This is a genomic window from Caballeronia sp. ATUFL_F1_KS4A (assembly GCF_023630905.1).
Lineage (GTDB): Bacteria > Pseudomonadota > Gammaproteobacteria > Burkholderiales > Burkholderiaceae > Caballeronia > Caballeronia zhejiangensis.
Map to the genome: position 1 here is coordinate 1 of NZ_JALQEB010000023.1, position 13,568 is coordinate 13,568.

Here is a 13,568-nt window from a genome sequence, read left to right on the forward strand (position 1 = left end):
AATACGGGATCCGGCGAAGCGGCAGCAGCAAAGAAAGTGAGTGCCGCCCCGCACAGGGGCAGTGCTAATAGACCGACACGAATACGGGATCCGGCGAAGCGGCAGCAGCAAAGAAAGTGAGTGCCGCCCCGCACAGGGGCAGTGCTAATAGACCGACGCGAAATCAGGACTTAACGAAAGCCGAAGAAAAAATACAGGAACCCTAAAGGACATCGAAAATGAACTACGAAGTGATAGTGACCTGCGCAGTAACCGGCGCTGGCGACACGACCGGCAAGCACCCCTCCATCCCAGTCACGCCGAAGCAAATAGCCGAAGCAGCGATAGAAGCGGCCCGCGCGGGCGCCACCGTCGCCCACTGCCACGTTCGCGACCCGAAGACAGGAAGAGGCAGCCGCGACCCCGCGCTATACCGCGAAGTGGTAGACCGCATCCGCTCATCGGACACGGACGTGATCATCAACCTCACCGCAGGCATGGGCGGCGACCTCGAGATCGGCGCCGGCGAAGACCCGATGCGCTTCGGCAAAGGCACCGACCTCGTCGGCGGCCTCACGCGCCTCGCGCACGTCGAAGAACTGCTGCCCGAAATCTGCACGCTCGACTGCGGCACGCTCAATTTCGGCGACGGCGACTACATCTACGTATCGACGCCCGCGCAACTGCGCGCCGGCGCCAAACGCATCCAGGAACTCGGCGTGAAGCCCGAACTGGAAATTTTCGACACGGGCCATCTGTGGTTCGCCAATCAACTTCTGAAAGAAGGCCTGCTCGACAACCCGCCGCTCTTTCAACTGTGCATGGGTATTCCGTGGGGCGCACCGCCCGACACCGGCACGATGAAAGCCATGGTCGATAACCTCCCGCCCGGCGCGCATTGGGCCGGCTTCGGCATCGGCCGCATGCAGATGCCGATGGTCGCGCAAGCGATGCTCCTCGGCGGACACGTGCGCGTCGGTCTCGAAGACAACCTGTGGCTCGATCGCGGCGTGCACGCGACCAACGGCGCGCTCGTCCAGCGCGCGGTGGAAATCATCGAGCGGCTCGGCGCACGCGCGCTCACGCCCGCGGAAGGCCGCAAGAAGCTCGGCCTCCCGGCGCGCGGCGAACGCCTGCTGGAAAAACGCATCGCGGAACAATTCGCCTGAACCGACAAGGACACGAAGACATGCAAGTCAAGCAATTCGCCGCGCTCGGCGCGGGTGTGATCGGCAGCGGCTGGGTGGCGCGCGCCCTCGGAGCAGGACTCGACGTCACCGCGTGGGATCCCGCGCCCGGCGCCGAAGCGCAACTGCGCGCGAACGTCGCGAACGCGTGGCCGGCGCTCGAGCGCGTCGGACTGGCGCCGGGCGCGTCGCAACAACGATTGCGCTTCGTCGATACCGTCGAGGAATGCGTCGCCCATGCCGACTTCATCCAGGAAAGCGCGCCCGAACGCGAGGAACTCAAGCTCGCGCTGCACGAACGCGCGAGCCGCGCGGCGAAGCCCGATGCGATCATCGCGTCGTCGACGTCCGGCCTTCTGCCGACCGACTTCTACGCGCGCGCCGTGAATCCGCAGCGCTGCGTCGTCGGGCATCCGTTCAATCCGGTGTATCTGCTGCCGCTCGTCGAAGTGCTCGGCGGCGAAGCGACATCCGGCGAAGCGATCGATGCCGCGATGCGCTTCTACGCGTCCATCGGCATGCGGCCCTTGCGCGTGAGGAAGGAAGTGCCCGGCTTCATCGCGGACCGGCTGCTCGAAGCGCTCTGGCGCGAGGCGCTGCATCTCGTCAACGACGGCGTCGCGACAACCGGCGAAATCGACGACGCCATCCGCTACGGCGCGGGCATCCGCTGGTCGTTCATGGGCACGTTCCTGACCTACACGCTGGCGGGCGGCGAAGCGGGCATGCGACACTTCATGCAGCAGTTCGGCCCCGCGCTCGAATTGCCGTGGACGAAACTCGTCGCGCCGACACTGACCGACGAACTCATCGACCGCGTCGTCGACGGTACGTCGAATCAGACGAACGGACGCGGCATCAAGGAACTGGAGCGTTATCGCGACGACTGCATCGCGAGCGTGATCGAGGCGATCGCGCAGGCGAAAGCGCGTCACGGGATCGAAGACTAACGGAACCGCAAGGCACCACGATGACCTATCGCGACACCGTCAAACCCGAATGGGTCGACTACAACGGCCATCTGCGCGACGCGTTCTACATGCTGATCTACAGCCTCGCGACCGATGCCTTCATGGACCGCATCGGTCTCGACGACTCGGGCCGCCGCGCACGCCAGCGCACGCTCTACACGCTCGAAGCGCATGTCACGTATCTGCGCGAGATCAAGGAGGGCGCGCCGGTGCGCGTCGAGTGGCGCGTGATCGCGCATGACAAAAAGCGCGTGCATCTCTATATGGAGATGTTCGAAGGCGACACGACGGAGGCCGTTTGCGCGTGCGAGCAGATGCTGATGCACATCGATTCGAGCGGCGCGCCGAAATCCGCATCGTTCGATGATGACATCGCCGCGCGCATCGCCGCCGAACCTGCGGTCGCGCCGAAGGACGCGCGTTACGCGGGCCGCGTGATCGGCTTGCCGGCGCGCGCTTCGTCAGCGGCCGCGCCGGCCTGAGCGCGCCACGTCCGCAGCAAGAGCGCGTTCGTGACGACGCTCACGCTCGAAAACGCCATCGCCGCGCCCGCGAACATCGGATCGAGCAGGCCGAACGCCGCGAGCGGAATGCCGATCAGGTTGTAGACGAACGCCCAGAACAGATTCTGCTGAATCTTGCGATACGTGCGCCGCGAAATATCGATCGCGTCCGCGACGAGCGCCGGATCGCCGCGCATCAGCGTGATGGCGGCCGCCTCGATCGCGACGTCGGTGCCGCTCGCCATCGCGATGCCGATATCGGCGGCGGCGAGCGCGGGCGCATCGTTGATGCCGTCGCCGGCCATCGCCACGATGCCTTCGTTCGACGCCTTGAGTTGCGCGACGACGCGCGCCTTGTCGTCGGGCAAGGTCTGCGCGAACACGCGTTCCGGCGCGATACCCAACGCGCGCGCGACGGCTTGCGCGCTGCCTTCGTTGTCGCCGGTGACGAGCGCGCTCTTCACGCCCATGCGCGCAAGACGTTCGATTGCATCGCGCGCGGTCAGCTTGACGGTATCGCCGAACGCGAGCAGCGCGAGGACTTCTCCGTCGAGATCGATCAGCCACGAGATCGTGTTCCCTTGCGCTTCGAGTTCGCGAGCGCGCGCGGCGAGCGTCGGCGGCACGTCAAAACCCAGTTCCGCGACCCAGCGCGCACTGCCGATCGCGATCCGCCGCGCGCCGACGTTCGCCTCCACGCCCCGTCCGGCGACCGCGCGCGCCGCGCTCGCCTCGAAGCGCGGTGCGTGGCTCGCGGCGGCGGCGACGGCCTTCGCCAGCGGATGCTCGCTCATGCGCTGCACGGCGGCGGCGAGTCCGAGCGCTGCGCTCCGATCCTGCCCCGGCGCGGCATCGAACGCGACGAGGCCCGGCTTGCCGACCGTCAGCGTGCCGGTCTTGTCGAATGCGACGATCTTGATCGCGTGCGCCTGTTCGAGCGCCTGCGCGTCCTTGATGAGAATGCCCTGACGCGCCGCGACGCCGGTCCCTGCCATGATCGCGGTCGGCGTCGCGAGGCCGAGCGCGCACGGGCACGCGATCACGAGCACCGCGACCGCGTTCAGCAGCGCCGTTTCTGCATCGGCGCCGTGCAGCAGCCAGCCGATGAGCGTGACGAGCGCGATCGCGAGAATTGCCGGCACGAACACCGCCGATACGCGATCGACGAGCCGCTGGATCGGCGCCTTCTCCGCCTGCGCCGATTCGACCAGCCGGATGATGCGCGCGAGCGTCGTTTCCGCGCCGATCGCCGTGGTTTCGATCGCGATCGCGCCTTCGCCGTTGATCGAGCCGCCGGTCGTGCGCGCGCCGGGTTCCTTCGCGACCGGCAGGCTTTCGCCGGTAATCAGCGATTCGTCGATGTGCGTGCGGCCCTCGCGCACGATGCCGTCCACCGGCACGCGCTCGCCCGGCCGCACGATGGCGATATCGCCGATACGCACGTGAGCGAGCGGCACTTCGCGTTCGCGCGCCGGATCGTCGCGGTCGCGCACGCGGGCCTTGTCGGGACGCAGCGCGTTGAGCGCGCGGATCGCGTCGGCGGTCTGGCGCTTGGCGCGCGCTTCCAGCCATTTGCCGAAGCGCACCAGCGTGATGACGACCGCCGACGCCTCGAAGAACAGATGCTCCGTCATGCCGCCGTGCGCGAACATCTGCCAGACGGACAAGCCCCACGCCGCCGACGTGCCGAGCGCGACGAGCAGATCCATGTTGCCCGCGAACGCCCGCACCGCGCGATAGCCGCCCGCATAGAAACGCGCGCCGAAGCCGAACTGCACGACGCTCGCGAGCGCGAGTTGCAGCCACGGGTCGAGCGTGAGGCCGAACATCGGCGCGAGCAGCGGCACGGTGAGCACGGCGGACGCGAGCACGGCCGCGAGCTCGCGATCGAATCCGGAGGAAACGGCGAGCTCCGGCGCGGCGTCGGGCAGGATCGGCGCGGCCTCGTAGCCGGCTTTGGCGACGGCGGCGACGAGCTGATCGTCGGTGACGGCGGCGCTCGCGTGCACGGTCGCCTTCTCGGTCGCGAGATTGACCGCGACGCTTTCGACGCCCGGAAGGCGTTTAAGCACTTTCTCGACGCGCGCGACGCACGACGCGCACGTCATCCCGCTGACGGACAATTCCGCGGTCCGCGGATGGTCGGATGCTGCTGTGGACATATCGAAACGCTCCGTTCTGGCCGGGATCGCGAAGATCCCACATAAGGAACAGTATCGACCTTCCAATGACTGGAAGGTCAAGGCCTGAATGAAGCGCGTCGTGCAATATCGAGTCCCGCCGCGCGGGAGCGCGAAATGCTACGAGAAGACCGTATTCGAAGGACGAAAAGCGCGCCATTCAGTGCTTTTGACCGGCATCTGGTGCATTCTTCGGCATGCCGCAGCGCTTTTGCTGACTTAATCTTGCCTATCGTCAGCGGATAAGTTAAAACCCGAATTTCGAGATAACGCTCGTGGCGCGCCGCGCGGGGAGTGGCAGCGGCGCCGATACGCTTCCGGGCGTGCCGCGCATCGCTCCTACGAAGATGCGTGCGAGAACCCAAATCGAAAGAAGAACTGGATTTCCATTCGAATGAAGAACAAGCGACGCTGGACGTTTCCGCTCAACACCGCGATCTGGATGAGCGTGAGTCTCGCCGGCATGGCGGTCCTTTCGGGCTGTGCGACCAAGCAGCCCGAAGCCAAGGCGACCAGCACGGGCTGGGTGAAGAATCAGGTCGCCGATGCCTATACCTTCGGCTTTCCGCTCGTCGCGTCGGATATCGCGCGCGAACGCGCCAGCGGCCGCGCCGGGCAGCCCGGCCAGACGCCGCTCAACACCTTCCGTCACGCGAGCGCGCTGCCGCCCGCCGGCGCGCCGGGCTGGGCGAGCGTCGACACGCTCGAATCGTCGGCATGGCTCGATGTGTCCGCCGATCCGGTGATCGTCACGCTGCCCGCCGCGCCGCGCGGCCGCTATCTCGACGCCCGCGCGTTCGATGCGTGGACCAACGCGCTCTATTCCAGCGCCGACACGACGCCCTATCCGAAGATGCAGCTCATCGCGTTCGTGCCCGCTGGCTGGACCGGCACGCTGCCCGCGAACGCGACGCGCGTCGAAACGCGCACACGTTACGTGTGGCTTTCGGTGCGCGTGCGCGTGAACGGCGCGCGCGACGTGCGCGAAGCGCGCAAGCTGCAGACCGCGATGCGAATCGACACGCTGACGCCCGCGAAAGGCTCCGCCGCCGATCCGACGCCGGTCGTCTCCGGCGCGTGGCCCGCGAACGGCGCGAAGCAACCCGCGGTGCCGCCGCTGCCATCCGCGCTGGCGACGATCGCGCCGGGCGCGCAGGCCGAAGCGCTCGATGCGAACGCGTTCTTCGCGCGCCTCGCCCGCTCGCTCGACGACAATCCCGCCGCCACCGACGACAGTCACGCGATCAGCCAGCTCGCCGATCTCGGCGTGAAGCCGGGCGAGCCGGTGCAGTTCAAGAAGACCGATGCACCGCTGCTCGATTCCGGTCTCGCCGATGCACGCGAGCGGCTCGAGACGACGCCGCCCAACGCGATCACGAAGAACGGTTGGACCTGGTTCGGCGATGGCGTCGGCGTCTACGGTACGGATTACACGTTGCGCGCCTATCTTGCGCGCCGGCAGACCGCGACGAGCACGAAGGAAGGGGAAGTGAAGCCGGTGACGCACGTGGACAGCGAAGGCCACGCACTCGACGGCGCGAACGCGTACACGCTGCACTTCGAGCCCGAGCAACTGCCGCCGGTGCGCGGCTTCTGGACCCTGACCGCCTACACGAAGGACGGGGCGCTCTCGGATGCGAAACTGCCGCGACTCTCGCTTTCCGATCGCGACCGGCTGAAGAAGAATCGCGATGGCTCCATCGACGTGATCGTGTCGGCGAAGTCGCCGGGCCGCGCGCAGACAGCGAATTGGCTGCCCGCGCCCGAAGGCCAGTTCCAGCTCACGATGCGTCTTTATGCGCCCAAGCCGCAGGCGAGCGACGGCTCGTGGGCGCCGCCGTCAGTCGAACGGCAGTGATTCCGCTGCGCGCAAACAGTTGAATCGAACATGAAGGCCGCGATTTTTTCGCGGCCTTCATGCGTTTGACGCACGCTTTGGCGAACGTTTGCGGGTCGCATCGTCGTATACTCGAACATCATCTTTCCGGGGACGGCGGCTCGTCGTCGCGCATCGAATGTCGAGCATCACGAAGTCTTCTCTCGCCTCCGCCGGGCAGACGCTGCGCGGCGTCGTTCACGCGCGGCGCACGCGGCGCTTTTTCATCGGCTTGCTGATCGCGATACTCGTTATCGGCGTGCTCGGGTTCTTCGTCGCGCCGCCGGTTATCCGACATATCGCCGAGCAACAGCTCGCAAAGCAGCTCGACCGGCCCGTCAGCATCAGGCGTATTTGGCTCAATCCGTACACGCTCGATTTGGAAGCCGATGACGTCCATATCGGCGAATCGCCCGCGAATCTCGCGAAGGCGCCGGGCGCGGCGGCCGGTTTCGTCGATGTGTCGAGGCTCGTCGTGCGTACGTCGTGGGCGTCGGTGTTCAAACTCGCGCCGGTCGTCAACGAACTGAAGATCGATTCGCCGCGTATCAGCGTCGTGCGTTTCGACGGCGAGCATTTCAATTTCTCCGATCTGATCGCGAAGTTCGCGAAGCCATCGTCGCCGCCTTCGGACAAGCCTGCGCGCTTCTCGGTATCGAACATTCAGCTCGAAAACGGCCAGATCACGTTCGATGACAGGCTTCTGAGAACGAAGCACGTCGTCGACCGTTTCGCGCTCGGCATTCCGTTCATCGCGACGCTGCCGTCCGCCACCGATATCTTCGTGACGCCGCTGTTGCAGGCCCGCATCGACGGCTCGCCGCTCGTCGTGAAGGGTCGCACGAAGCCGTTTGCGCAGTCGCGCGAATCGGAAATCGCGCTCACGCTCGACGGCCTCGACGTGCCGCAGATGGCGTCTTACGCGCCGGCGTCGGTGCCGGTCGCGGTGAAGAGCGGCAAGCTCTCGACCGATCTCAACGTGCGCTTCGCGATCTCGGGCGATACCCCGACGATCCGCATCGACGGCACCGCCGATCTCGCCGATCTCGCGGTGACGGACAAGGCGAGCGCGCCGCTCATCGCGGCCCGCGCGCTGCACGTGAAGATCGCGAATGCCGAGCCGCTGCGCGATGTCTATCACCTCGACGAAGTGACGCTGTCGAATCCGGATGTCCATCTCGCGCGCGATTCGACGGGTCAACTGAACGTGCAGAAGCTGGCCGGTCCCGCGCCGAAGCCTTCAGCGGAGGAAGTCAAGAAGGAAGCGCCGCCGCTCGATCTGGCGATTCGCCACCTCGCGATTGAAGACGGCCGGATCGCGCTCGACGACCAGTTGCTCAAACAGCGTGTTGAGGCCGCGTTGACCGGCTTCGCCGTGACGCTCGACGATTTCTCGACGCTTGCCAAAACGCCCGCGAAATACACGCTCAAGACGGCATTCGACAAGGGCGGCGCGCTCGATGCATCGGGCAACGTGACGCTCGCCACGAAAACGGCGGACGCAAAGCTCGCGCTGAGCGCGTTGGCGCTGCCGCCGTTGCAGCCGTATCTCGCGAACATGGTGGCCGCGCGCGTGACGAGCGGCACGCTCGGCGCGAATCTGCCGGTGTCGGTCGACTGGAGCAAGGCGGATGGCGGCGTGCAAATCGGCGCGGGCGATGTGAAGCTCGATGCGCTCACGCTCGCGCCCAACGCGGGCGGCGGCGCGCCGATCAAGCTGGCGTCGGCGACGGCGAAGATCGCCAAGGTCGATGTGTCCGCGCGCAACGCGACGCTCGACAGCGTGCAATTGAACGGCCTCGCGCTCGATGCGACGCGCCGCAAGGACGGCAGCATCGATCTGGCCGCGCTCGCCGCGCCGCACGAAGCCGCGCCCGAGCAGTCGGCGACGCGCAGGATCCAGAAGGCGCAGGCGGCGGGGCCGGCGTGGCGGTATCGGATCGGCGAGATCGCGCTCGCCGATGCATCGGCGAATATCACCGATGAAACCACGACGAAGCCGGTCAAGCTGCGCGTCGCGCCGCTCGCGCTCAACGTCAGGCAGTTCGGCGACGATTTGACGAAACCGCTCGCCGTCGACGGCAAGCTGACGCTGAACGGCAAGGGGGCGCTCGCGATTGGCGGCAACGTCACGGTGTCGCCGCTCAAGCTCGCGTTGCACGTCAAGGGCGATCAGGTCGACGCCTCCGCGTTCGAGCCGTATTTCGGCGACATGCTCAACATCGACGTGACGAGCGCGTATCTGAACGCGAACGGCGACGTCGCGATGTCGGGCAGCGGCAAGACGCTCGCGGCGTCCTATAAGGGCGACGTGTCGCTGACGGACGTACGCATGCTCGACAAGGCGACCTCCGACCGCTTCGCCGGCTGGAAGCTGCTCTCGCTCTCGAACGTGAAGGCGGACTACAGCGAGCGCGGCACCGATGTCGAAGCGGCGCGCGTGACCTTCGCCAAGTTCTACGGTCGGGTGCTGCTCGACGCGCAGGGCAGGTTGAACCTCAAGAGCGTCGTGGCCGGCGACAACGGCCCGCAATCGGTGACGCGCGACCGTGCGAAGGAAGAGGGCGCGTCCGCGCCGGCCGCTGGGAGCGCGACGGTGCCGGTGAAGACGGCGGCGAAGCCGTCGGGGCCGCCGGTCAACATGCGCTTCGGCCAGCTCGTGCTGCAGGACGGCCGCGTCACTTACACCGATAACTTCATCAAGCCGAACTACACCGCGAATCTCGTTGCGATCAACGGGACGATCGGCGCGTTCGGCACGCATTCGACCACGTCCGCGCCCGTCGACGTGTCGGCGAAACTCGCGGCGAACGGGCCGGTGTCGATCAAGGGGCAGGTGAATCCGCTCATCGAGAAACCCGCGCTCGATCTGACCGCGAGCGCGCATGGCGTCGAGCTGACGAATCTGACGCCGTATTCGTCGAAGTACGCGGGTTATCCGATCACGAAGGGCAAGCTCAACGTCGATCTGCATTACATGCTCGCCGACAACAAGCTCACGGCGAACAATCACTTGTTCATCGATCAGTTGACGTTCGGCGATCACGTCGACAATCCGACGGCGACGAAGCTGCCGGTGCGGCTCGCGGTGTCGCTGCTGAAGAATTCGCGCGGCGAGATCGATGTCAATATTCCGATTTCCGGCTCGCTGGACAATCCCGAGTTTTCGATCGGTGGGCTCGTGTGGCAGGCTATCGTGAATCTGGTGCAGAAGGCGGTGACCGCGCCGTTCACGCTGCTCGCGCATGCGTTCGGCGGCGGCGGCGGCGGCGGCGAGGATCTCAACTACATCGAATTCGATGCGGGCTCGGCCACGCTGAACGATGCCGCGCAGAAGAAGCTCGATACGATCGCGAAGGCGCTGGCGGACAAGCCGTCGGTGCGCTTGGACGTGACGGGCCGCGTCGATCCGAAGACGGACGAGCCGGCGTTGCGTTCCGCGTGGCTCGATCAACAGGTGAAGCGCGCGAAGGTGCGCGACATGTCGAGCAATGGCGAGAACGTCGACTGGAACGCGATCAAGGTGACGGACGCGGACTACGACAAGTATCTGACGAAGGCGTACAAGTCGGCCGATTTCAAGAAGCCGACGAACTTCATCGGCATGACGAAGTCGGTGCCCGATGACGACATGAAAGCCGCGCTCACGAAGAACGCACCGGTCGACGAAGGATCGTTGCGCGATCTGGCGCAGCGTCGCGCGCAGGCGGTGCAGGAATATTTCGACGGGAAAATCGACAGCAAACGGATTTTCGTCGTCGCGCCGAAGTTGAACGCGGACGACATCAAGGACAAGGGCGCGGGTTCGCGCGTCGAACTGGGGCTGAAGTGACGAGCGTTGGCCAAACGGACGATCTGGATGAACAAAGGAATGCAAACTAATATCGGCGACACCGGGAACGATGAAGAGAACGGGAGTCAGCCGATGGGAACGCCTTATGAGAAGGACGTGGTGGCGTGGGCCTGGGAACAGGCGGCGCTGCTGCGTGCGGGGAAATTTGCGTCCATCGATATCGAGCATATCGCTGAGGAAATCGAGGACGTGGCAAAAACTGAATCACGCGAGCTGCGAAGCAGATTGGCGGTACTGCTCGCGCATTTGCTCAAATGGCAATTTCAGCCGGAGCGCCGAAGCCGGAGTTGGACGAGTACCATTCGCACGCAGCGAAGGGAGGCGTTGTTCGTGTTGAATGAAGCACCGAGCTTGCGGCGACGCTTCGATGATGTTCAGTGGCTCGACTTGGTCTGGTCGAAAGCGCGGACTCAGGCCGAAGCGGAGACAGGTATCGACTTCGATACGTTTCCCGCAAGCTGTCCATGGCCGATGTCGTCAGTGCTGGAGGAGGGCTTTCTGCCCGAATAGCACCCGGGGCGCGAGCATCATTCAATGCGCCCCCGACGCCGCCCCGCCACCCCCGCCCTTCGCCACCTTCGTAATCCAGATCAGCGGAATGATCAGAATGAAGATCACCGCCGAGATCAGAAAGATATCGTTGAGTCCCATCATCGCGGCTTGCGAGTTGACGGTGAAATTGAACATGCCGCGCGCCTGCGCTTCACCCACGTCGAGCGTCGATTGCGATAGCCCGAGCGACTGCAAAAACGCCGGATTGTAGACATTCGCCTGCTCGGTGAGCCGCTCGTGATGCAGCGCGATGCGGTTGTCCCACGCATTGCCCGCGAGCGACGTTCCTACCGCGCCGCAAAACACCCGAGCGAAATTCGACAGCCCCGCCGCCGCGGGAATCTTCGACGGCGGCAAGCCCGATAGCACGATCGCCGTGAGCGGCACGAAGAACATCGCCATCGGAATGCCTTGCAGCAGCGTCGGCAAGACCAGATGCCACGTATCGATCTCGATCACGTACTTCGAGCGCAGCCAGAACACGAACGCGAAGCCGACGAACGCCGCCGTCGCGATGATGCGCGCGTCGCTGCGCGGCAGCACCTTGCCCATGATCGGCGCGAGGATCACGGCGAAAATGCCGAGCGGCGCGGTGACGAGCCCGGCGTCGATCGACCGGTAATTCAGATACTGCTGCATCCATTGCGGCAGCAACACGAGATTGCCGAAGAACACGCCATACGCGACCGAAATCGCCACCGTGCCGCCGAAGAAATTGCGCCCGGCAAAAAGCCGCAAATCGACGACGGGATTCTTGTCGGTCAGCTCCCACACGACGAAGAACGCGAACGCGATCACCGCGACGATCGCCAGCACGACGATCAGCGGCGACGAGAACCAGTCGAGATCGCGGCCCTTGTCGAGCATGATCTGCAGCGAAGCGACCCACGAGACGAGCAGCAGAAGACCGATCACGTCGATCGGCGCCTTGCGCGTCGGCGATTCGCGGTCGCGGTAGATGATCCACGTCACGCCCGCCGCGAAGATGCCCACCGGAATGTTGATATAGAAGATCCACGACCACGAATAGCTGTCCGTGATCCAGCCGCCGAGCGCGGGACCGGCGATCGGGCCGACGGTCGCGGTCATCGCCCACAGTGAGAGCGCCATCGACGCCTTCTCTTTCGGATACGAGCCGAGCAGGATCGCCTGCGACAGCGGAATCAGCGGCCCGGCGACCGCGCCCTGCAACACGCGCGCGAAGAGCAGCACCGGCAGATTCGGCGCGAGCCCGCACAGCCACGACGACAGCACGAACATCAGGATCGCGCCGACGAAAAGACGCACCTGCCCGAGCCGCTGCGTGAGCCAGCCGGTCAGCGGAATGGAGACGGCGTTCGACGCCGCGAACACGGTGATAACCCACGTGCCCTCGTTGACGGACACGCCGAGATTGCCGGAGATCGTCGGGATCGCGACATTGGCGATCGACGAATCCAGCACGTTCATGAACGTCGCGAGCGCCACCGCGAAGGTGGCGAGAACGAGCTTGCCGCCTTCGAGCGGCGGCGGCGCGGACGGTGAGGGTGACGGTGCGGCGGCGGGTTTGGGCGTCGTCGGCGTGCTCATGCGGCTTCCATGCTTGAGGCCGCCAGCTTGCAAGACGCGGCTGGCGGCCGGAAAAGATCAAGCCGCCAGTGTGCCTGCGCTCAAAAAAAGCTGCTTACTTCGCCGAAATATCGATATCGCCCAGATATTTCTTTGCGTACTTGTCGATGGTGCCGTCCGCCTTGACCTTCTCGATCGCCGCGTTGAGCTTGGTCTTGAGCGCATCGTCGCCCTTGCGGATGCCATAGGCGATGCCGCTGCCGAGAATTTTGTCGTCGCGCACGGGCGCACCGGCGAACGCGAAGCCTTCGCCGTCCGGCTTCGACAGGAAGCCGCTCTGTCCCGCGGGCGCGAGCACGAGCGTCGCGTCGAGACGGCCGGACTTCAGATCGGCGTAGACCTGGTTCTGATCCTGATACGGCACGACCTTCACGCCGTCGTTTTCCCAGTGCGCCTTCGCGAACGTCTCCTGAATCGAGCCTTGCAGCACGCCGACGCTCTTGCCCTTCAGCGATGCCGACGTCGGCTCGATGCCGCTGCCCTTCTTCGCGATGAGCTGCGTCGGCACGCGATACACGACCGTCGTGAAATCGATCGCCTGGCGGCGCTGTTCGGTCGCGTTCATCGCCGAGTTGATCGCGTCGAACTTGCGGCCCTGCAGCGCGGGGATCAGGCCGTCGAACGAGGTCTCGACCCATTTGCACTGCATTTTCGCGGCGGCGCACACGGCATTGCCGACGTCGATGTCGAGCCCTTGCAGCTCGCCCGTCGACGATTTCGATTCGAACGGCGGATATTGCGCTTCGAGGCCGAAGCGCAGCGTATCGGCGGCAAGCGCGGCGCCGCTCGTGAACGTGCATGCGAGGAACAGCGCGCTGGCGATGTGGTTCAGTTTCATCGTGTTGGTCTCCAGGAAATC

9 protein-coding genes are annotated in these 13,568 nt (G+C 65.3%); 6 read left to right on the top strand and 3 right to left on the bottom strand.

Annotation, left to right across the window (positions count from 1 at the left end; translation table 11 throughout):
• The first annotated feature begins 218 nt into the window (after positions 1 to 218).
• Genes cdhC through NCS03_RS14275 form a run of 3 tightly spaced genes read left to right on the top strand, consistent with a single transcriptional unit; the run spans position 219 to position 2,619 of the window.
• A complete protein-coding gene (cdhC, locus tag NCS03_RS14265) occupies positions 219 to 1,148 on the top strand; it encodes a 3-dehydrocarnitine:acetyl-CoA trimethylamine transferase CdhC (protein ID WP_008354133.1) in 930 nt (309 codons plus the stop codon).
• 20 nt (positions 1,149 to 1,168) lie between these two features.
• Positions 1,169 to 2,116, top strand: a complete 948-nt coding sequence (locus NCS03_RS14270) for an L-carnitine dehydrogenase (protein WP_008354131.1) — start codon at positions 1,169 to 1,171, stop codon at positions 2,114 to 2,116.
• A 20-nt stretch (positions 2,117 to 2,136) separates the two neighbouring features.
• Positions 2,137 to 2,619 (top strand): thioesterase family protein, encoded by a 483-nt coding sequence (locus NCS03_RS14275; RefSeq protein WP_250529299.1) that lies wholly within the window; start codon positions 2,137 to 2,139, stop codon positions 2,617 to 2,619.
• On the opposite strand, the gene NCS03_RS14280 is transcribed toward NCS03_RS14275, so the two are convergent.
• Positions 2,559 to 4,802, bottom strand: coding sequence for a heavy metal translocating P-type ATPase (locus tag NCS03_RS14280; RefSeq protein WP_250529300.1), 2,244 nt, complete (start codon positions 4,800 to 4,802; stop codon positions 2,559 to 2,561). The genes NCS03_RS14275 and NCS03_RS14280 overlap by 61 nt on opposite strands.
• Before the next feature lie 412 nt (positions 4,803 to 5,214).
• Here NCS03_RS14280 and NCS03_RS14285 point away from each other — a divergent pair, with 412 nt between their 5' ends.
• The 3 genes from NCS03_RS14285 (at position 5,215) to NCS03_RS14295 (ending at position 11,059) form a co-directional block, all read left to right on the top strand.
• On the top strand, positions 5,215 to 6,678 hold the full coding sequence (locus tag NCS03_RS14285) for a DUF1254 domain-containing protein (protein ID WP_250436328.1): 1,464 nt from the start codon (positions 5,215 to 5,217) through the stop codon (positions 6,676 to 6,678).
• 157 nt (positions 6,679 to 6,835) lie between these two features.
• Entirely contained in the window at positions 6,836 to 10,528 is a 3,693-nt protein-coding gene (locus NCS03_RS14290; RefSeq protein ID WP_250529301.1) for a DUF748 domain-containing protein, read from the top strand.
• A gap of 27 nt (positions 10,529 to 10,555) precedes the next feature.
• Positions 10,556 to 11,059, top strand: coding sequence for a DUF29 domain-containing protein (locus NCS03_RS14295; protein ID WP_250459182.1), 504 nt, complete (start codon positions 10,556 to 10,558; stop codon positions 11,057 to 11,059).
• 21 nt (positions 11,060 to 11,080) lie between these two features.
• Here the strand turns inward: NCS03_RS14295 and NCS03_RS14300 are convergent, their stop codons facing one another.
• Positions 11,081 to 12,670 carry a DHA2 family efflux MFS transporter permease subunit gene (locus NCS03_RS14300; RefSeq protein WP_250529302.1) on the bottom strand — a complete coding sequence of 530 codons (1,590 nt, stop codon included), beginning with the start codon at positions 12,668 to 12,670 and terminating at the stop codon, positions 11,081 to 11,083.
• Positions 12,671 to 12,764: 94 nt separating this feature from the next.
• Positions 12,765 to 13,547, bottom strand: a complete 783-nt coding sequence (locus tag NCS03_RS14305; RefSeq protein ID WP_008354124.1) for an ABC transporter substrate-binding protein — start codon at positions 13,545 to 13,547, stop codon at positions 12,765 to 12,767.
• Between the last annotated feature and the right edge of the window lie 21 nt (positions 13,548 to 13,568).